Genomic DNA, 19509 nt, shown 5'->3' with positions numbered 1-19509 from the left:
CTTAACCATGAGCTGCTTTTTCTTGGATTTTGCGCTTACGTTGTTCATTTAGTATTTGTTGAGCCTCCACATGATTATGGATCTCCACATCTCCGCGACCTGTCTCATCCAATACTTGGCGCGCTTCAGACTCAATCGCTTCGATTCGCTTAATCCGATTCTCTAGTTCGGTCGCCTTAATCGCTTGACTGCGTAACTCTTCTACCTTATTTTGCAAACTTAATACTTGCTCTTGTTTTTTCAACTGATCAGAAATCGCATTGATTGCTAATAGAATTGCTGCTTGCTCTTTATCGACTTGAGAAGACAGCCCCATGATTTCTGTCAATTGGTCATTGACTAATTTCGTTACCATATCCATATGTTGTTTACTTTCACGCCCAATAATCGTGTAGCTTTGATTGGCGATTACTGCTTTATAACGTTTCTTTTGCTCCGTCATAGGAAAGATTCCTCCCATTGCTGTTCTGTACTATTTTATCACTTTCTGCACGCGTATCGCAAACTCCTACCTATTATACGTGATTTCTAGTGTAATTTCCATGCCAATCGTTTTTTTAGAAAGAGGCTTCGTAAAATTTTTACCTATGGTAGAATCTAAGAAGATGTTCTATTCAAATAACCAGTATGTATATCGGAGGAAGATAATGAGTAATATCGTCATTAAAGTATCTCAAAAAACTATCGCAGAAATGATGAACTTCTATCAGCAAGCGCTGTTGAATAAAAAAGTTCCTTATACCGTGTTTGTTGCCAAAAAAGAACAAACGACCATCACCGCTTATACTTCTGGTAAAGTGATGTTTCAAGGCAGTGGTGCAGAAGCTGAAGCAGCTCGTTGGAGCAATTCCGCCGACTTGTCCAAAACAGCAAATACGAACAACAAGGCTCCTTCATCCTCCTTGCCTGCTGATTTTTCACAGTGGAGTGTCGTTGGTAGTGATGAAGTTGGCAATGGCAGTTATTTTGGTCCTTTAGTCGTTTGCGCTGTCTATGCCAGTAAAGATCAGCTACCCGCATTGAAAGCATTAGGTGTCAAAGACTCCAAAATGTTGACTGATCCACAAATTCGGGCAATGGCCCCAAAAATAAAAAAACTTGTGCCTTATCAATTACTGACAGTTGAACCAACTAAATACAATGAGATCCAACCTAAATACAACACCGTTCGAATGAAAGTTGCGCTACACAATCAAGCCATTCGGCTACTGTTGCAAAAAATCGCACCAAAAACACCGGATGCCATCTTGATTGATCAATTCACTAGCGAAAAAAATTACCGTACCTATCTAAAATCAGAAAAAAATCAAATCACAGAAAAATTGTTTTTTGCAACAAAAGGGGAGCAATATCATTTAGCAGTGGCTGCGGCCTCCATTCTATGCCGCACTGTTTTTCTGGAGGAACTAGAGAAGGCGTCACAAGAAGTTGGATTACAGCTTCCTTCGGGTGCCGGCAGCAAATCCGATCAGGTCGCTGCTCAGCTTTTGCAAAAAGGCGGAATGCCTTTATTAGCGAAGTATACCAAACTGCATTTCGCCAATACTGAAAAAGCACAAAAAATTGCTGGCTACTATCAGTAGACAGTCAGTAGACAGTGAAAAAAACGAAAGTCTCACACCTGAACTCGGCCACCGAGTCTAGATGCGAAACTTTCTTTTTTTGTTTATTTATCTGATCCTTTCATGCTTCATTGACTTACTTCGTCCAAGCTGCCACTTCTTCTGGGTGTTTGGTTACCCAATCTTTTGCAGCATCTTCAGCAGAAGTTCCATCGTTGATTGCCAGCATGACTTCTTCCATATCTTCTTGTGTCCAATTGAATTTATCCAGTACTTCATAAACTTCTGGCAGATCATCAGCTAATCCTTGACGTACCATCGTATTGATACTCTCTGCTTCTCCCATCGTTCCTTCAGGATCATCTAGATATTTCAAATCATATTTTGCAAACATCCAGTGAGGCGACCAGCCAGTGATCACAATGTCTTCTTTATTCTTGATGGCTTGTCCTAACGCCACAGTCATTGCCCCGGAAGAAGATGTCGCCACATTCCAATCAGAAAGATTATCATATGTTGCAACTGTATTTTCAGCAGCAGCGACCACACCTGCACCTGGTTCAATTCCCGTGATCGTTTTTCCTGCCTCATCCGATAGATCTGCGATAGAGTCAACTGCCATGTAGCTAGGAACTGCAATTCCCAGTTTAGCTCCCTCTAAGTTTGGTCCTAGATTTTCTACTTGGTCTTTATATTGTTCATATTGAGCTTGGTGAGTCGAAGGCAACCAGGCAGCTACCATCCCGTCAACTTCGCCTTTAGCCACAGATTCCCACATGATCGCATTGTCTAATGGTGTCGTCTTGACTTCATAGCCCATTTCTTTTAACACTTCAGCTACCACATGAGTGGAAGCCACTTCTGTATCCCATTCGACATATGCTAAGTTGACTGTTCCTTTATTGTCTGAAACACGACCAAAAGCTACAGAAGCACCAATCAGCGCAACAACAGCTGCGGCAGCGATCCCGCCAAAGAGACGTTTTTGCTTGCGGCTTTTCGCGGACACGGCTTTTTTCTTATGAGCGGGTTTATTCAAGTTTTGGGTAAACCGATCCATAATGATCGCTAAGATCACTAATGAAACCCCACTCACAAATCCATTTCCGACTTGTGCCCGCTGCAGTGCAGATAGGACACCTCGTCCAAGACCAGGGGCACCGATCATCGAAGCAATCACTACCATTGAAAGAGCAAGCATCGTGGTTTGATTGACACCTGCTAAAATCGTACTTTTCGCTAATGGCAATTCTAACTTGACCAATTTCTGCCAGCCAGTTCCCCCAAAGGAATCCGAAGCTTCGACTAATTCACGAGAAATTTGACGGATTCCTAAATTAGTCATCCGTACAGTCGGCGGCAATGCAAAAATCACTGAGGCAAAAACCCCTGGTACCATGCCGATCCCAAAGAAAGCGACTGCTGGGATCAGATAGACGAAGCCAGGCATCGTTTGCATGAAATCTAAGATTGGCGTAACGATGCTTTGCGCCTTTTCGCTTTTTGCCACTAAGATTCCGAGGGGAATACCGATAATGATCGATACCAGACTAGAGAGCAGAACCAATGTGACAGTATTCATCAAATCAGTCCACAAACCTTGATTGTAGATAAACAGTAGCCCGACAAATGTAAATGCCGTCAGCCCCCATTTTTTACTTGAAACAAAAAATGCAGCGATTGTCAGCAGCAAGATCATGACTAGTGGTGGCACAAAAAGCAAAGTATTGGTCATTCCATCCATCACGAACTGACCAAAAGACTGCAATGCGGAAAAGAGCCCACTAAAAGTTCCTGTTAGCCAATCTGTAAAGGACTCTACCCAATCAGCAACTGGAATCGTTTGTTGAAGAAAATTACCCATTGACGACCACTCCTTCCTCTGTCACTGATGAATCCGTTTCTGCCAGTGCTTCGATCACACTGCCTCGAATAACTACACCGATCAGACGATCATTTTCAACCACCGCTAACGGTGTCGGGGAATCATAAATTAAATTGAAAATATCCGTCACTAGCATATCTTTGTCGATTTTTTGTACATTTTTATCGATGACTTCTTTTAGGGTCAAATTGTTTTTGCGTGCTTCGCGAGCCGACTCAGCTGTCAAACTACCTTTTAGATGACGTTTTTTGTCTACCGCCAGCAACATACTAACTTCCTCTTTACGCATTCGATTTAGCGCAACGCTTGGCCCATCGATTTCGATATTTGTCGTTAGTGCTGGTACCATGATGTTTTGAGCCGTCAAAACTTTCGAGCGATCGACATCTTCGACGAAATCTCTCACATATTGGTTCGCAGGATTGGTCAGAATCTCTTCTCCTGTCCCAATTTGCATGATTTGTCCATCTTTCATCAAAGCAATGCGATCACCAATTCGCAAGGCTTCATTCAAATCATGAGTGATAAAAATAATTGTCTTTTGGACATTGGCTTGTAATTCTAACAACTCATCTTGCATTTCACGACGAATCAACGGATCTAACGCTGAGAATGCTTCGTCCATCAATAAGATCTCTGGATCATTTGCTAATGCTCGCGCCAGACCAACCCGTTGTTGCATCCCACCAGACAGTTGATCAGGATAGTGATCCTTGAAAGATAATAGCCCAGAATTAGCTAAAGCTTTTTCGGCTTTGGCTACTCGCTCTTCTTTGGGAACCCCTCGCACCTCTAAGCCATATTCTGTATTCTCAAGAATCGTTCGGTGAGGGAACAAACCAAAGCTTTGGAAAACCATGTTGATCTTATGGCGTCGGACTTCACGTAATTCTTCTTTACTCATCTTCGCAATGTCTTCCCCATCAATATAAATGTCCCCACCGGATGGTTCGATCAACCGATTCAATAAACGGATCAAGGTTGACTTCCCACTACCAGAAAGTCCCATAATCACAAAGATTTCTCCTTCATTGACTTCAAAATTCACATCATAGACGCCAACAGTGGCCCCAGTTTTTTCTAGAATTTCATTCTTGCTGCGTTGTTCTTGAATCATGGCAAACGCTTGTTGCTTCTTCTTGCCAAAGATTTTCGTTAAATGTGCAACTTTAACTTTACTCACTTATACTGACTCCTTTTTCTGAAAAATTTCACGAAAGTGACCATACTATACTAACAGCATGTGGTCACTTTGTCAAAAAAAGATTCCATCTCTTCTTAGAAATGGAATCTTTCGCTATTCAATTAGCGGAGTCTTGTGGATAAAAAAAGTTCGTCATACGTTGTAGTGCCAACTCATTTCCGACAAAATAAATCGTATTGCCGGCACTAAACTTGGCGTAAGGGCCTGGTGAGAGCAATAACTCCTGTTCCGTTTGGATTGCCACGATGGTTGCTCCCGTTACTTGCCAAATATTCAGCTCGTGGACACTTTTCTCTAAGTGCTGGGCATCTTCTTTCAATAACAATTCAAATGGCAGAAAAGGGCTCATATTATGCACTTTTTTCGTTTGCCGAACCAAAACATTCAATAGTTCCGAAAAATTATCCAGCTCTTGTTGTTGCCGTTCAACGCTTTCTAAAATGTCTTTACGAATCTCTTGGATCGATTGAACATCTTTGTACTGATCCAAAAAAGATTGCGCCTTTTCTTTTGAGGCAATATACGCGCCGCTCCCATGACGGACATCCATGATCCCCAAATCGACCAAGACATTGATTGCTTTACGGGCTGTTTCTGGCGACACATTGAAGTTACTGGCTAATGTCGAACGGGCATGAACCTTTTGTCCAACTTCGTAGCGATTTTCCACGATTCTTTCCGCGATCTCCACAGCGATCTGCTGGTATCGAGGAAGCGAAACATGTTTTTTATTTTGTATCTTTTTGGCCATCGGGATCTTCCTTTGTCTTTTTTTTCATGATAGCAATAAAAAGACATACTGACAACTATCGTCCTGCTGATGTTCGCAATAGAATCTTTTGTTCTAACTATCCTCGGTTGCCCTTGTGCCAATCAAAACATACCAATCGAGTATCACTAATCAAACTTGATTGTCTCAAAATAGCCCTACCCGGCTTGTAAGTCAGTTGATTTAAGACGTTATGTGAAAAAAATCCCAAAGTAACTATTCTTAAAAAAAACGCTATGTTAAAATGAACCATAGTTTGAGAAAGGTGACTTTATTAACCATCGAAGTTAACAAAACACCGTCATCAATTTAAAGGAGTGTGTTATTTTGTCTATTTTAGCGTATCAACCATTGAATCTTTATACCAATTACCGCGATGCGGCGGAGGCTTATCCAGACGTCCCAATCATTCATGATGAGATCTTGCCAGCTTTTCCTGAATTGGGTTACCGCAGCACATATCATTCAAGTCATGAAATAATCTTAAAGCGGGCGTATCAACTTGCCCACCTTGGCGTCCAAGCCGGAGATAAAATCATTATCTATAAATCATCAAAATTTGATACGTATCTTTTAGCTACAGCTGCTGCTTATTTAGGCGCTGTCCCAGCAATGATTTCTTATCATTTTCCAGCTTCAACGATCGAAGTCTTTGTTGACCGCTTAGAAGATCCTTATATCCTTTTTGATGAAGAGACAGAAAACCGAGTGGCAGCTGTCAAAAACAGCAGCCCGAACAAGCAGATTGCTGTCCGCAATCTATTGTTGCAACCAGCTGAACCTGTTGGCCAAACCGAATTGCCTCACGATCAAATTTCTTATATGACCCACACCTCAGGCACAACAGGAATACCAAAATTGATTTGTCACTCGGCCAATTCTATGGGGTGGCGGACAAAGTGGCAGCGAACTGTCTTCACAAAAATCGCAGAAACAAAATTAGTGGCGTTCCATATTTCACCGGTTCATTCTCGCTTCAATATTGGGATCTCTTCTTTGATGTCTATGGGCTTTCCAATGATGCCTCTTGCTAGTGCGAATGGTCCTCACGTCGTTCGGATGTTGAAAGAGAATCCACCGATTGCCTTAGAGACACACCCAAATAACTTCGTGCAATGGCGATTCGTTGCAGAAGAACATCCTGAAGCTTTTGCTGGAATACGGTATTATCACTCCACATTCGATGCCATCAATAATCAAACAATGGCAGCTTTCTTACAAACTTCTGCCAATCAAGATGCCATCTTCTTGCAAGTATACGGCCAAAGCGAGTGCGGCCCAATGATCCTGAAAGCACATACGCTAGAAAGTATACAATCAAATGATGCTCGCGATATGGGCATTGGTTTAGGCGATTTGACCAAAGCACGAATCGCAGATGCTGACGGCAATGAATTGCCTGCAAATACAGACGGACATATCCACTTCCTATCCAAAGGACGGGCATTGACTTATTATAAAGAAGATCAGCGTTTTACTGAGAATGTTTATGGAGATTGGTGGGATAGCGGCGATTATGGCAGCATGAATGAAGAAGGCCATTTATTCTTGAAAGACCGCCAAGTGGATCTGATTGAATCCATCGATAGTAATTTAGCTTTAGAAGATCTGCTTTTAGATACATTGGATTTTCTAGCTGAAGTGGTCATCGTTCGTGACAAAGAAAATTCACCGCAACCGATCATTGCCTTAGCACCAAACCGTGAAATGGATTGGACAGCTTGGTGGCAAGCAGTAGAAGATCTTCCTCGTTTGAATCAGCCAATTCTCTGGGACTTTGAAAAGATCCCTCGTACAGCAACAATGAAAGTTCGCCGTTTGCAAATTGAGAAAGAATTTAAAGAACAGGCTTAGCAACAGGCGCTTGCACGCCCTTTTATCCAAATAGCAGCAAAAAGCACCCTCTCTAAAAGCGAGAAGGTGCTTTTTGCTGCTTGATAATTGATCTGCTGATCAAAAACTATTTCTAAAGTTCAACCTAACAAACGAGTACGGGAAACACAATAGTCAGCTATTTTCTTTTCATCTAGTGTGAAGCCCGCTCCCACACCAACAGGCACCTGAAGACAGCCATTTTTGATCTTCGCAGGTTCAGTGACGATGTCATCGTAAAAATAACGATCAGAAGCAGATAGATCACCAGGGAAGTGGAAGGGAGCTTGGCTGGCAAACTGCAGATTCAACGCTCGTCCCACTCCTGATTCGAACATTCCACCTAGCCAGACATCCAATCCATAATGTTGGCAGGCTGAAACAATTCGCATCGCTTCGGTGATTCCTCCCACTCGCGGAATTTTTAGATTGATTGCTCGGCAACTATCTAATGAGGCAACAACAGCGACATCTTCTGCAGTACGTATATCTTCATCTAAACATAGCGGCGTCTTTAACTGCTTCTGCAGACGGCGATGCCCCACTAGATCCCGGATCTTCAACGGTTGCTCGATCATTGCCAGCCCCAATTCATCTAATGCGAGAATCTTTTCCGGTTGATCTTCATAAGCGCCGTTCGCATCAGCCATCAGCACTAGCTCGGGAAAGGTTTCCCGAACGGCTGTCAACGGCTCTAAGTCGACTCCCGGCTTGATTTTGATTTTTACTCGCTGATATCCTTGCGCTACATAATCAGCGACTTGTGCGACTAGCTGTTTTGTGGATGCTTGAATCCCCACACTGACCCCTACAGCAAGCTTGTCTCTTGTTGTAGGATAAAAAGAGGTCAGACTGCAATGTTTTTGGCGGCCATATAAATCCCAAATCGCCGTTTCAACTGCTGATTTGGCCATAAAATTTCCTTGAACTGTTTGAAATAACGTCCAAACATCTCGCGGATGATCGATGTTTCCTGTCAGCAATGGGAATAAGAACTTGCTAATGACTTCTCGAGCTGAAGCCAACGTTTCTTCAATATAATCTGGTTGCTGAAAAGCCACCAATTCTCCAACACCTACGGTTCCGTCTTGGTCGGTCAGTACAAGCAGGTCAAATGCTTTTTCCGTCAAGCGACCATAACTCGTCTCAAAAGGCTGCCTCAATGGGAGTCGACAAGCAATCCGTTCTGCTTTGACGATTTTCATACGCGCTCTCCTTTTCCAATATCAGTGTGCGGTCAACCAAGCATGCACTTCATTTGCCACTACATCTGGACGTTCCAAATGCACGCAATGACCGGCTTTTGACACCGAGAGGATAGTCAACGCTGGTTGTTGCTGCTGCATTTTTTTAGCGATCAGGAAAAATTTTTCATCCCATTCCCCAGTGAGAACCAGAAATGGGCACTGAATGTCTGCCAAATTTTGCCAGAAGCTAGGTTGTGTTCCTGTTCCGCTATAGTACAAACTCATCGCCAAACCAAACGCCTGTTGGCTCAAACGCGTCGCTCGTACTTGCTGCTGTATTTCCTTTGGTAATCGTTTTTGACTAGCAAACAATGGCAGTTCTTGCCAATAATCAACAAAGTCAACCAGCGGTTGCTGAATCAATCGTATCGCCAAACGTTGATCATTGCGTCGGCGAAGACTGCGGGCAGATTCTGATTCCAGTCCCGGAGAGCCGCTCTCCATGATCAAGCCAGCGATCTTATCTGGGAAAGCAACCGTCCATGCCAATGCCGTACGAGCACCCATTGAATAGCCATAAAGATAATAACGGTCAACCGTTAAACGATCCACCAATTCTGCCAGATCCGTTACCATCTGAATCATCTCATAGCGTAACGGGTGCACATGACTGGCGGAACCACCATGACCCAACAAATCGATTGCTAAGACATTGAAGGACGTTTCTTGAGCAAACACTGGGCGAAAAGAATCTGAAGTGCCAGTAAATCCGTGCAGAACTACGAGGGTCGGCAGATCAGCCAGATAAGGTCGATACCACTGATACAAATAGTTCACACCGTTAACGTTTATTTTCATTGGAGATCCTTTCCTGAAACTCCTGTTGCAACGCTTGCCAAGCGATCACAGGATCTTTTTGCAGGCCAACTACTTCAATGATCTGAAAACAAGGCGTCGTTAATGATTGCTCGATTTGGGAGGCAAAATCAGTCAAAGTTGCTGGAGCGTGCCATTTCGCGCCATAAAGTTTTGCAGCTTGCTGAAAGTCAAGATCCAACGGGGTGCCAAATAGCGGCACAAAGTCACTTTCTGACAAGGTATTTTGCGATAAGAAGGAAAAAATCCCACCACCGTTATTATTCAGTAAAATGATCGTGACTGGCAGCTGATATTGTTTGAGCAATTGCAGCCCATTCATATCATGAAAGAAAGCTAGATCGCCAATCAATAAATAGGTCGGTTTTTGGCTGGCAGCTGCGATCCCAGCAACGGTCGATATCAACCCATCGATACCATTCACACCGCGATTGCCAAATACTTGGTAAGCACTACCTGTAACCGTTCCGTATCGATCAACAAAGCGGATCGCATTACTATTTGCTAAGAGCAATTGGGCATCATGTCCCAATGTTTGTTGCAAGATCCGTACAGCAGCAGTTTCATTCCACTCCGTTAAAGAATGAGTCGTTGCCAATGCTTCCTCAGCGACGGCTTGCAGCTTTTGCCATGGCTGAAACCATTCTGGTTGTGGTCTGCTAGGCAACTTGCTTACTTGCTCCACAAAATCCTCTATCGTAAGCTGTAGCAAAAAGGCTGAGCGATGCAATTGATCTTGCCACTGTCCAGATTCATCCACGAAAAGCCAGTCGATGCCTTCCGGCAGACCGCTTAACCAAAGCAAGACATTTTTGGTCACTGGCAAGCGACCAAAACGAATAACGACTTCGGGAATAAAGTCCGCATCTAGTTGTGGAAAAATCAAATCAGCCTGTGGGAGAAAATGAGCCGACGTTTCCCCGCAAGTGGCCAAATTTGTCAGTGGATCCCCCACTAGCGGCCAGCCAAGATGATTGGCAAGCGCATGCAGCGTTTCTGCTTCAGAAGGTGTCAAACTTTCACCCACCACTAGGAGCCCTTTTTTCATAAACAATGGTGCCAGTTCTGTCAATACAGCTGCAGGTAGCGATTGCTGTGTAGGGAGGTAAGCGATATTTTGTTGGATCGAACAAGTCCGCGTGAAGTCAGGCAGTAATGGTTCCCGCAAAGGAAAATTCAGGTGTACGGGACCACGTGGTTGCTTTAATGCTTCGATCGTTGTCGTGGCAGCCTGCCAAAAGCTGTACTTCAGCATGTTGGGTGTATTCTCCGGCACAGTCATTTCTACCATTTTTTTTACATGAGAAGCATACAGACTTTGCTGATCCATGGCTTGCGGTGCACCAACACCACGTAGTTCCGGTGGCCGATCAGCAGTTAAGACGATCAATGGCAAATTTGTGGCTTCCGCCTCACAAATTGCTGGATAGTAATTGGCTGCAGCAGTACCTGATGTACATAGTAAAAGTGTCGGCTGCAAATCGACTTTGGTCATTCCCAACGCAAAAAAAGCTGCTGAACGTTCATCGACATCGATCCAACAAGTGATTTCTGGATCCCGATGCAAAAGCAATGCCAACGGTGTCGACCGCGATCCGGGACTGATCACCGCTCGCTTTATTCCAGCGGCTTTAAACCCATGGATTGCTGCCAACAAGTAGTCAGTCATGACTTGCTGATTCATTCTCTATCACTCCTCTTAGCATAGGTTGGAATTTCAAGGCTGTCTCTTGGCGCTCTTCTTCTGCAACAGAATCGGCGACGATCCCGCATCCTGCGTAAAGGATGCCTTCTGTCCCATGAAAAACACCAGAACGAATCGCTACTGCAAATTCTCCGATATCTTCTTGGATACCTAGCCACCCGATTGGTCCACCATATAATCCCCGACGCGCAGGTTCGTGGTTACGAATCCATGCCAGCGCATCAGCTTTTGGCTCCCCACCTAGGGCTGGTGTTGGATGCAGCTTAGCCACTGCTTCTAAAAAAGAAACAGCGGGCTTCCGCTTGCCAGACAAAGGCACGAATAAGTGCTGAATGTCGCGATTCTTGATGATCGATCGCGCCTCTGAATGGAACCCTTCCGCCAATAAGGAAGACAACGCCTGCTCCAGGCGATTGACAACTACTTGATGCTCATGGGTATTTTTGGGATCAGTTAATAATGCATCAGCTATTTGCTGATCTTCTGCTGGTGTGCTGCCTCGAGGCGCAGACCCTGCAATGCTGACTGTCTCGAAATGACTGGCAGTCGCCTTTAACAAGCGCTCCGGTGTGGCACCAATAAACGAAACCTCGTCTTCAAAAGCAAAGAGATAGGTATTGGTTTGTTGCTCTGCAAGACGGGCCAACACCGCAAAGGAATCAATCTCCTTCTTAGTAGTGATTTTCATTCGCCGAGCTAAAACAACCTTCTCCAAAGGCGTTTTTGCAGAGCGGATCGCAGCGACTGTCTCATCGACCGCTTTTACCCATTGTGGTACGTCTAATTCTGTTTGCTGCAACAAACAAGCCCCTACAGGCTGTTGCGCTTGTTTTCCCCATTGCTCAACGAGTTGTTGTAAATCAGCAAACTGTCCGAACAGCGTTTCCACGTCATTCGTATCCTTCGCTTCGACGGTCAAGATCACACCATACACATCATTTATTTTTCTAAAAAGAATTTTCGGCAACACAAAAAGACCATTGCCGATTGTGCCCCATTCTGCTGCTCCTTGGCTTTGTTCATCAAAAGCAAAAGCCCCTAATAATGTAGCAGCCATTTGGTCCGTATTTGGTTGAAAATGCTGCTTTTTAAGGTTTCGACGCTGCCGCTCAAAATCAATCAATGATGGGTTCGCGTACCGTTTCACACTGCCGATACCCAAAAAACAGGTTGCTTGATCTGATGATCGCCAAAAATAACGTTCACCAATAAATTGACTGGCAGCAGCATATAACTGAACAAAATCACAAGGTGCAAGTGGGTAATAATGACTAAACACCTTTTTGCCAGCAGCTAATGCTTGTTGATACTCATTCTTTGATTTGCTGTTCAATGTAGTTCACTCTTTCTTCTGTCAGCAATACACGCTTTACTATTTTCCCGCTAGCGGTACGCGGCATTTCTTTTACTTGATAATAGCGACGGGGGTGTTTGTACCGAGCAAGCTGTGGGGTTAGATAGGCGATCAATTCTGGTAATGTAATCGGCTCTTTGAGTGTAAGATAAGCAACTGGCTCTTGTCCCCACACTCCACTTGGCTCGCCCACCACTGCCGCTTCTTCAATTGCAGGGTGGCTAACTAATGCCTGTTCAACTTCAGCTGGATAAATATTTTCGCCACCGGAAATAATCAATTCGCTCAAACGAGATACCACATACAAATACCCTTCAGAATCCAAATAGCCAAGATCACCGGTGGCAAACCAGCCATCCTGCGTCCACTGCTCCAACCCGCGATCATTCAAATAGCACGTAACGATCGCAGGTCCTTGCAACTGGATTTCCCCCAGTTTTCCTTCTTTTTCGATAACAGATTCTTTCAAAGACTGCGACTGAATCCGCAAATTGACTTGGGCTAATGGTAATCCAGCAGAACCAATTTTTTCCTCGGCTTTATCTGGAGGCAAAGCAACGACTTGCGAACAAGTTTCAGTCATCCCATAGGATTGAATAACTGATAAGCACTTGTCTTGGCATTGCATCAAGACTGATCTGGCAATCGGACCACCACCTAAAAGAATATAGCGCAATGAAGGGTAACCATTGTCTCCAGTCAAAGGCAAAAGATCGGTCAGCATTTTGGTCACTAACGAGAGCACCGTTCCTTTACCAGCAGCTAGGTCTGATGCGATTTGCTGCGCATCGAATCGATCATATAATCGAACACTGATCCCTAAAATCAAGGAACGCAACAAAATTGATAAACCGCTAATATGATACAACGGAACGACACAACACCAGCAGTCGTCAGCAGTCACCGACAAGTTGATCTGCGTGGCTTGTGCACTGGCAAAATGATTGCCAAATGTTTGAGGCACTCCTTTGGGATTACCCGTCGTGCCAGAAGTGTACATGACCGATGCAACTTGTGTTTTTTGGTAAATCGAAATCGGCGCAGAAAAAAAACGTTCTTGCAATTTGCCAAAAGGCAGGAACTTGATTCTCGGCAAGGAAAGCGATCGATTGGTGACTACCCACTGACAGGCAGCATCGGTTAATTGAAAGTACAGCTCTTTTTCAGTCAATCGAGTGTTTAAGAAGTGAATTTGTTTTCCTAATTCCCAAAGTGCCAAAATCGTGAAATACATCTCAGGAGAGTTATTGCTTAAAATCGCTACTCGCTCGATTGTTTGAGGAATCCGATGTTCATAATAGCAAGCATAAGCCGTGACTTCTTTTTGCAAGGCAGCAAACGACCAGCTTTTATCTTGCCAATAAAAAGCTGGTCGTTCTGGATGAAGTTGTGCTTGCCGTTGCAGCCAACTACCATTCATTAAGGGAATTTAGGGAATTGGTCGAAATTAGGCTGACGTTTTTCTTTAAACGCATCGCGGCCTTCTTTTGCTTCATCCATTGTGTAATACAATAAGGTCGCATCGCCAGCAAGTTGTTGGATTCCGGCTAGCCCATCTGTATCGGCATTCATTGAGGCTTTGATCATGCGCAAAGCCAATGGGCTTTTTTGCAGCATCGTTTCTGCCCATTCCATCGTCACATCTTCCACTTGATCAAGAGGAACGACTGTATTGATCCAGTTCATTGCTAAAGCTTCTTCTGCTGTATACTGTTTCGTCATAAACCAAACTTCTTTGGCTTTCTTGTGGCCAATCGTTCGAGCAAGATAGCCTGAACCGTAGCCACCATCGAAACTGCCGACATTCGGTCCTGTTTGACCAAATTTCGCATTATCTGCCGCGATCGTTAGATCACAAACCAGCTGCAGCACGTTTCCGCCTCCAATAGACCAACCTTTGACCATAGCGATCACCGGTTTTGGTAATGTCCGGATCAAACGTTGCAAGTCCAGCACATTGAGACGAGGAACTTGATCTTCACCAACATAGCCGCCATGTCCGCGAACTTTTTGGTCGCCGCCAGAACAAAAAGCTTTGTCGCCAGCCCCTGTTAGAATGATCACACCAATGCCAGGTTCATCGCGACTGATTGAAAAAGCATCGATCATTTCAAACACCGTTTTCGGTGTAAAGGCATTGTGGACTTCTGGACGATTGATCGTGATCTTCGCCACTTTACCATGCTGTTCAAATAAAATTTCATCGTATTCTTTTAAGGTTTTCCATTCTCTCATTACAGGTTCCTCCTTATGTCACATGTTTCCATTATACACATTTCTGAGCGAATTTCGTTAGAAATTGCTTTCTGTCAAACGTTTGTTATAATCAAATCATCAAATTCTCAGAAAACGAGGAACTCTATGAACTTACTTGACTATTTAGGCATCCAGATCGAAGAAACAACCGCTACTCAGGTTCGGTTATCTTTAGTGGTCACCGATCAGCATAAACAACCTTTTGGTCTTCTGCACGGTGGTATCAATGCCGTCTTGATTGAAACAGCTTGTAGTCTGGGGGCAAATCAAGCCGTAGCTGAAGACCAATTTGCCGCCGCGATTGATCTACAAGTCAATCATTTAAAAGCGGTCAAACAAGGAACTGTTACTGTGGAAGCTGTCCCTGATCGAATCGGTGGAAAGATCCAAACTTGGCAAGCTACGATCAGACAATCCGATGGAACGAAAACGGCTGTCGGACGTTGTACATTAACTGCCGTCACCAAATAAAGGGACTGTGCCATAAGTCTCCTACAAGTAACACTAGCCGAACATTAATGATTATTGCTCCTGCGGTGCAGGGACTCCTCGTCGCAAAAGTCAGAGGAATCTATCCTAGCAACAGACTATTATTCGGTTTAACTTGTTGGATACTGACTTATGGCACAGTCCCTTTTGATTGTCGAGCATTTCTTGATGAACGTTCTACTTCAACTTATTTCAAAACAATGGCGTCTCAATCGTCTCTACGATTTTGGCGCCAGACAGCTCATTGTAATAACGGACACCATCTGATTCAAAGATACCGATTTTTGTAATATTCTCCATTGCTGTTCGTGCTGCTTCTGCCGTTATCTCTTCATCAAAAACTTTTGGCTGCAATGTGTGTTTTTTGCCCTCGCTAGTCAAAAATAATGCATGAAGCTTTTTCATCTCTTTCTCTCCTTTCGTTATTTTACGTACTCATTCTGGATCGTTTCTACCACGCCAGCCAAAGACGCATTCTTAGAAAATCCTGCCATGGCTTCACCAAACGCTAACATCTTAGCCTCCTCTGGAGCATTCATGACTTGATTGACGGTCTGACTGACAGTTTTTTCTGCATCTGGTGCTTGGATTCGAATCGTCAGCCTTGTGGTGGTTTTGGTCTTCATCGCTTCTTTTCCTCCTCTATTGTATTTTGATTGCTTCGTAAGTGGCGCCCTTACATATCTATAAACGAATCAAATAAGCAAAAGTAAAAAATAAAATTGGTTTGACTCGCTCTTTTTTTACAGAAAGTGCTGCTTTCGTTATAATGAGGCTAAGAAAGTGAGGCTCTTCTATGAAAAAAAACCGTTTAATCCAATTTTTAGGAGGAAAAACCAGCTATTATGTACTGGGATTGATCATTCTCTGTGCGATCGCTGCTTTTTTACTTAAACAAATCTCGTTTCTTTTTGATCCTTTTTTTGTCATTATTTCTACTCTTATTCCACCATTTTTATTCGGCCTGATCTTGTATTATTTGTTCAATCCGTTAGTTGATCGCTTAGAAACGAAAAAGATTCCCCGCATTGTTTCCATTGGCGGGATCTATCTTCTGATTCTTTTAGTGATCGTTTTGGCTGGGTTTCAGCTTTATCCAATCATCCAAAAACAAACAACCGATTTGATCAATCAATTCCCAGATTTGATTGCTGATTTCGAGCGAAACGCTGACTCATTCCTAGCGAATACGCCATTTGGTGCTCAGATCGATCAGATCACGGATACTCTTCAAAAAGTTGCCAACAATATCATGGATTTCATTGGTGACTATTGGCAAACCGGTGCTGCAGGGCTTAGCAGTATCTTTTCGACGATCTCAACGTTGTTTATCGCATTGTTTACAGGACCGATCATTGCTTTTTTCTTACTAAGAAATCCAAACAAGTTTTATTATTCTCTCCTGTCAATCGTACCACCGCGATTTCGTAAAGATTTCAACACGATCGTAAAGATCGCTGACCTACAAGTTGGTGCCTTTCTGAAAGGACAGATTATTTCTTCCTTTATTTTAGGCGGAATTTATTGGGTGATTTTTTTGCTGATTGGTTTAGAATATGCAAGTATCTTGGCGATCGCTGCCGGGATTTTATGTATCATTCCATATATCGGTCCATTTATCGTCTTCTTCCCGGCCCTTTTCATCGCAGCACAAGATTCAACAGGAATGCTGATCAAATTCCTGATTGCTTGGTTCGCCGTACAGCTGCTTCATGGTGACTTGGTCGTTCCTCGTGTAATGGGAGATCGTCTGCAGATCCATCCGATCACGATTCTCGTTGTTTTATTAGTTATGGGGGATTTGATGGGGATCGTAGGTGTCATTTTCGGAATACCGATCTACTGTCTCTTAAAAGTATTAGTGGTGTATGGATTCCGCAAATTCAAGCAACGGTACAATACCTATTACGGCGACGAAGGCAAGTATTTTCACAGTGAATTCACCAGTGAAGACTATTTAAAAGATGAGTAGTAAAAGAGAGAGAATCGCTTAAGCGCGGTTCTCTCTCTTTTCATTACGTGTTTTCATTAAGTACACCAACGGTTAAATGGATCAAGCGGATTCTTTGTTTGTTTTGGCTACCCGCCAGCGTAAGACTGTTTTTGCTTTTTCTGGTGCTGTCTTTCGCGGATCTGACAGATAGATCTCCCGATGCTGATAATTGCCCATCGTGGGAACAATTGATAGATCGTGGGCTTCGCAATAGTCTTGCATTTTCGCAAACGTTTCTGTTTCTGTGTCAAAAGGACCGATGTGACAAGCTTGCACGGACCAGCCTTCTTGGTATTCTTCGAAACGAATTCGTTCCAAAAAACGATTTTCTTTTTTCTTCATGATTTGTGTCAACTGTTCGGCGGCTAAATCAGCAGTTACTTGTTCCGGTTGCCGAATCATGATTTTATAGATCAACTCTTCTTTAGCAATCGGTCCTTGTGGTTTTTCAGGTAAAGTCCATACGCCTTCTAGCGGGTATACCGTATACTCAAAAGGCGTATTGCCGAAGGAGCCTTTTTTCAATCCCATGCGCAATCCATAGGCCATCATATAAAGTGCACTGATTTGCTCGGAAAATTCAGGACGGTTAGGATTTCCTTCGCCAGTCAACGTAATGAATTGATAAGCAGGCACTTCGATCAGCTGTGGTTCTTTTGGTAAATAGTAAGCTTTTTCTTGTTTTCGCCATTCATATTTCATTGTCTAAACTCCTTTTTTGTAAAGTGTACCACAAACAAAGAGATTGATTCATAAATAATCCAACCAGCGAATTTTTTTAGCTACTTTTTTGACGATCAGCTTTTTTGACGATCAGCCTTTTTGACTTTCAAAGCGGTCAGCAAATCGTTTTTCTAAGCGATGTTGGAGCGCTTCGATCCCGATACACAGCAACCAGTAAATGATCGCCACTAACACGTACATCGACATATAATCAAACGTCCGGCCGCCAACAATTTTGGCTTTTTGAAAAATGTCCGGGATCGTGATCATTGCCGCTAACGAGGTTCCTTTCAACAGGTCCATCGCGACATTGCTTAATGCTGGGACCGATATGCGAAATGCCTGAGGCAGAATGATCAACCGTAATGTTTTAGAAAAACTCAATCCCAGAGCATACGCTGCATCCCATTGCCCGCGATCCACTCCGGCGATCGATCCTCGATAAATTTCTCCAATAAAAGCACTGCTAGTCAAACTAAAACAAATAATGGCAGCTGTCAATGCGGGTAATTGATACGGCAATCCGAAATAGAGCAAAAACAACAGCACCAATGCGGGTACTCCTCGCAGAAAGGAGATATAGCCTCGAACGATCCTTCTTACCAAAGGGTTTTGAAGCATCCCCAGAAAAGTCAGCAATAAACCTAAAGCATTTCCTGCGAGAAAAGAAGCAATGGCAATCCCTAACGTATAGGATAACCCTGTCAGTAAAAAAGGAAGCGACTCCCACATCAGTGGAAGATCAAGAGTTGGGATATACATTACTTTTCAACCTTTTGGATCTCTTTGTCAGATGGTACAGATACATCTGTTTGGAAGTATTTTTCGGAAATTTCTTTTAACGTCCCGTCTGCTTTCATCTCTTTTAAAACACGATCGACTTCGTCATGCAATGCTTGGTTGTCTTTCGCAAAAAGAAAGCCTGTTTCGTTCGGATTGAAGTAGACATCTTCCAAGATTTTAACTGGAATATCTGGCAAAGCTGCCACCGACATCTTTTGCAGATAATAATCATTAAGGATCACATCGGTCCGTCCGTTTGCCACATCTGTCAGATACTGGTCATTCGTGGCATTATCATAGGTCACAAGTTTCGCACCATATTCTTCGGCTAACTTCATGTAGCTTGTATTGGGTTCTCCCGCTGCTTTTTTGCCTGCTAAATCATCTAGAGAGGCAATGCCAGAATCATCGCTTTTTCGCACGATCATACTATCAAATGAATACTTGATTGGTTCAGACAGACGAAACTTATCTCCACGGTCTCCGCTGAGACCGAAATCATTTGCGGCAAAGTCCGCTTTACCTCTAGTCAAGGACGCCACTTGTCCGTCTACATTGTATTCTTTGAACTGGATCGAAACACCCATCCGCTTGGCTACTTCTTTTGCAACGTCTACGTCATAGCCAACTAATTGATTGTCATCATTGTAATAAGAGGAAGGAAATAACGTACCTGACGTAGCAACAGTCAATTCTTTTGACTCTTGAACACGACTTAAACTATTGTCCTCTTTAGCCTTACTTCCGCAAGCACCTAACAACATCACAAAGGCACCTAGTACAACGATATTTTTCCACTTGTTTATTTTGATTGTTTCCATCTTTATCCCCCTAGAAAATCATTCTTGAAC

The 19509-nt window shown here is 43.5% G+C and carries 19 protein-coding genes; 4 read left to right on the top strand and 15 right to left on the bottom strand.

What is annotated here, in order from left to right; genetic code table 11:
- Nucleotide 1: 1 nt before the first annotated feature.
- Nucleotides 2–442: a cell division protein ZapA gene (zapA, locus tag IGJ28_RS06625; RefSeq protein WP_003127539.1), complete on the bottom strand. Its 441-nt coding sequence runs from the start codon at nt 440–442 to the stop codon at nt 2–4.
- Between the two features lie 205 nt (nt 443–647).
- Here zapA and rnhC point away from each other — a divergent pair, with 205 nt between their 5' ends.
- Nucleotides 648–1583, top strand: a complete 936-nt coding sequence (gene rnhC / locus IGJ28_RS06620; protein WP_138371618.1) for a ribonuclease HIII — start codon at nt 648–650, stop codon at nt 1581–1583.
- A 115-nt stretch (nt 1584–1698) separates the two neighbouring features.
- On the opposite strand, the gene IGJ28_RS06615 is transcribed toward rnhC, so the two are convergent.
- The 3 genes from IGJ28_RS06615 to IGJ28_RS06605 form a co-directional block, all read right to left on the bottom strand.
- Nucleotides 1699–3426 (bottom strand): ABC transporter permease/substrate binding protein, encoded by a 1728-nt coding sequence (locus IGJ28_RS06615; RefSeq protein ID WP_252712519.1) that lies wholly within the window; start codon nt 3424–3426, stop codon nt 1699–1701.
- Nucleotides 3419–4630, bottom strand: a complete 1212-nt coding sequence (locus IGJ28_RS06610) for a quaternary amine ABC transporter ATP-binding protein (protein ID WP_252712520.1) — start codon at nt 4628–4630, stop codon at nt 3419–3421. The genes IGJ28_RS06615 and IGJ28_RS06610 overlap by 8 nt, the downstream gene beginning before the upstream one ends.
- Before the next feature lie 118 nt (nt 4631–4748).
- The gene (locus IGJ28_RS06605) at nt 4749–5402 is read right to left on the bottom strand and encodes a GntR family transcriptional regulator (protein ID WP_003127534.1); all 654 of its coding nucleotides are present in this window, start codon (nt 5400–5402) and stop codon (nt 4749–4751) included.
- 345 nt (nt 5403–5747) lie between these two features.
- On the opposite strand from IGJ28_RS06605, the gene IGJ28_RS06600 reads away from it, so the two are divergent.
- Nucleotides 5748–7274: an AMP-binding protein gene (locus IGJ28_RS06600; protein WP_003127533.1), complete on the top strand. Its 1527-nt coding sequence runs from the start codon at nt 5748–5750 to the stop codon at nt 7272–7274.
- Between the two features lie 119 nt (nt 7275–7393).
- Here the strand turns inward: IGJ28_RS06600 and menC are convergent, their stop codons facing one another.
- From menC to menB, 6 genes are read right to left on the bottom strand one after another with little or no spacing between them, the layout of a single operon-like run.
- Nucleotides 7394–8497, bottom strand: a complete 1104-nt coding sequence (menC, locus tag IGJ28_RS06595; protein ID WP_252712521.1) for an o-succinylbenzoate synthase — start codon at nt 8495–8497, stop codon at nt 7394–7396.
- Nucleotides 8498–8518: 21 nt separating this feature from the next.
- On the bottom strand, nt 8519–9337 hold the full coding sequence (menH, locus tag IGJ28_RS06590; protein WP_103300634.1) for a 2-succinyl-6-hydroxy-2,4-cyclohexadiene-1-carboxylate synthase: 819 nt from the start codon (nt 9335–9337) through the stop codon (nt 8519–8521).
- The gene (gene menD, locus IGJ28_RS06585; RefSeq protein WP_138371615.1) at nt 9321–11039 is read right to left on the bottom strand and encodes a 2-succinyl-5-enolpyruvyl-6-hydroxy-3-cyclohexene-1-carboxylic-acid synthase; all 1719 of its coding nucleotides are present in this window, start codon (nt 11037–11039) and stop codon (nt 9321–9323) included. Before menD ends, menH begins: the two co-directional genes overlap by 17 nt.
- The gene (locus IGJ28_RS06580; RefSeq protein WP_138371614.1) at nt 11017–12393 is read right to left on the bottom strand and encodes an isochorismate synthase; all 1377 of its coding nucleotides are present in this window, start codon (nt 12391–12393) and stop codon (nt 11017–11019) included. Before IGJ28_RS06580 ends, menD begins: the two co-directional genes overlap by 23 nt.
- Nucleotides 12371–13834 carry an o-succinylbenzoate--CoA ligase gene (gene menE, locus IGJ28_RS06575; protein WP_252712523.1) on the bottom strand — a complete coding sequence of 488 codons (1464 nt, stop codon included), beginning with the start codon at nt 13832–13834 and terminating at the stop codon, nt 12371–12373. Before menE ends, IGJ28_RS06580 begins: the two co-directional genes overlap by 23 nt.
- A complete protein-coding gene (gene menB, locus IGJ28_RS06570) occupies nt 13834–14649 on the bottom strand; it encodes a 1,4-dihydroxy-2-naphthoyl-CoA synthase (RefSeq protein ID WP_003127527.1) in 816 nt (271 codons plus the stop codon). The genes menE and menB overlap by 1 nt, the downstream gene beginning before the upstream one ends.
- A gap of 126 nt (nt 14650–14775) precedes the next feature.
- On the opposite strand from menB, the gene IGJ28_RS06565 reads away from it, so the two are divergent.
- The gene (locus IGJ28_RS06565) at nt 14776–15141 is read left to right on the top strand and encodes a PaaI family thioesterase (RefSeq protein ID WP_003127525.1); all 366 of its coding nucleotides are present in this window, start codon (nt 14776–14778) and stop codon (nt 15139–15141) included.
- A gap of 210 nt (nt 15142–15351) precedes the next feature.
- Here the strand turns inward: IGJ28_RS06565 and IGJ28_RS06560 are convergent, their stop codons facing one another.
- Complete coding sequence (locus IGJ28_RS06560; protein WP_003127524.1) at nt 15352–15564, bottom strand: DUF2922 domain-containing protein; 213 nt, start codon at nt 15562–15564, stop codon at nt 15352–15354.
- A 17-nt stretch (nt 15565–15581) separates the two neighbouring features.
- Entirely contained in the window at nt 15582–15785 is a 204-nt protein-coding gene (locus IGJ28_RS06555) for a hypothetical protein (protein WP_003127523.1), read from the bottom strand.
- Nucleotides 15786–15955: 170 nt separating this feature from the next.
- On the opposite strand from IGJ28_RS06555, the gene IGJ28_RS06550 reads away from it, so the two are divergent.
- Entirely contained in the window at nt 15956–17131 is a 1176-nt protein-coding gene (locus IGJ28_RS06550) for an AI-2E family transporter (protein ID WP_005471785.1), read from the top strand.
- An 81-nt stretch (nt 17132–17212) separates the two neighbouring features.
- Here IGJ28_RS06550 and IGJ28_RS06545 read toward each other — a convergent pair whose 3' ends face one another.
- The 3 genes from IGJ28_RS06545 to IGJ28_RS06535 form a co-directional block, all read right to left on the bottom strand.
- The gene (locus tag IGJ28_RS06545) at nt 17213–17854 is read right to left on the bottom strand and encodes a GyrI-like domain-containing protein (protein ID WP_005471783.1); all 642 of its coding nucleotides are present in this window, start codon (nt 17852–17854) and stop codon (nt 17213–17215) included.
- 111 nt (nt 17855–17965) lie between these two features.
- Nucleotides 17966–18637 (bottom strand): amino acid ABC transporter permease, encoded by a 672-nt coding sequence (locus IGJ28_RS06540; RefSeq protein ID WP_156248185.1) that lies wholly within the window; start codon nt 18635–18637, stop codon nt 17966–17968.
- Nucleotides 18637–19479 carry a transporter substrate-binding domain-containing protein gene (locus IGJ28_RS06535; RefSeq protein WP_252712123.1) on the bottom strand — a complete coding sequence of 281 codons (843 nt, stop codon included), beginning with the start codon at nt 19477–19479 and terminating at the stop codon, nt 18637–18639. Before IGJ28_RS06535 ends, IGJ28_RS06540 begins: the two co-directional genes overlap by 1 nt.
- Between the last annotated feature and the right edge of the window lie 30 nt (nt 19480–19509).

The sequence above is a fragment of the Enterococcus sp. AZ091 genome (genome assembly GCF_051714805.1).
GTDB classification, from domain to species: Bacteria; Bacillota; Bacilli; order Lactobacillales; family Enterococcaceae; genus Enterococcus_D; species Enterococcus_D gallinarum.
This window is presented reverse-complemented; position numbering and strand designations above follow the sequence as displayed.

Bases quoted from the DNA above. Each gene is read 5' to 3' on its own strand.
- zapA (WP_003127539.1), bottom strand. From the start codon at position 442: ATGACGGAGCAAAAGAAACGTTATAAAGCAGTAATCGCCAATCAAAGC.
- rnhC (WP_138371618.1), top strand. From the start codon at position 648: ATGAGTAATATCGTCATTAAAGTATCTCAAAAAACTATCGCAGAAATG.
- IGJ28_RS06615 (WP_252712519.1), bottom strand. From the start codon at position 3,426: ATGGGTAATTTTCTTCAACAAACGATTCCAGTTGCTGATTGGGTAGAG.
- IGJ28_RS06605 (WP_003127534.1), bottom strand. From the start codon at position 5,402: ATGGCCAAAAAGATACAAAATAAAAAACATGTTTCGCTTCCTCGATAC.
- menC (WP_252712521.1), bottom strand. From the start codon at position 8,497: ATGAAAATCGTCAAAGCAGAACGGATTGCTTGTCGACTCCCATTGAGG.
- menH (WP_103300634.1), bottom strand. From the start codon at position 9,337: ATGAAAATAAACGTTAACGGTGTGAACTATTTGTATCAGTGGTATCGA.
- menD (WP_138371615.1), bottom strand. From the start codon at position 11,039: ATGAATCAGCAAGTCATGACTGACTACTTGTTGGCAGCAATCCATGGG.
- menE (WP_252712523.1), bottom strand. From the start codon at position 13,834: ATGAATGGTAGTTGGCTGCAACGGCAAGCACAACTTCATCCAGAACGA.
- menB (WP_003127527.1), bottom strand. From the start codon at position 14,649: ATGAGAGAATGGAAAACCTTAAAAGAATACGATGAAATTTTATTTGAA.
- IGJ28_RS06565 (WP_003127525.1), top strand. From the start codon at position 14,776: ATGAACTTACTTGACTATTTAGGCATCCAGATCGAAGAAACAACCGCT.
- IGJ28_RS06560 (WP_003127524.1), bottom strand. From the start codon at position 15,564: ATGAAAAAGCTTCATGCATTATTTTTGACTAGCGAGGGCAAAAAACAC.
- IGJ28_RS06555 (WP_003127523.1), bottom strand. From the start codon at position 15,785: ATGAAGACCAAAACCACCACAAGGCTGACGATTCGAATCCAAGCACCA.
- IGJ28_RS06550 (WP_005471785.1), top strand. From the start codon at position 15,956: ATGAAAAAAAACCGTTTAATCCAATTTTTAGGAGGAAAAACCAGCTAT.
- IGJ28_RS06545 (WP_005471783.1), bottom strand. From the start codon at position 17,854: ATGAAATATGAATGGCGAAAACAAGAAAAAGCTTACTATTTACCAAAA.
- IGJ28_RS06540 (WP_156248185.1), bottom strand. From the start codon at position 18,637: ATGTATATCCCAACTCTTGATCTTCCACTGATGTGGGAGTCGCTTCCT.
- IGJ28_RS06535 (WP_252712123.1), bottom strand. From the start codon at position 19,479: ATGGAAACAATCAAAATAAACAAGTGGAAAAATATCGTTGTACTAGGT.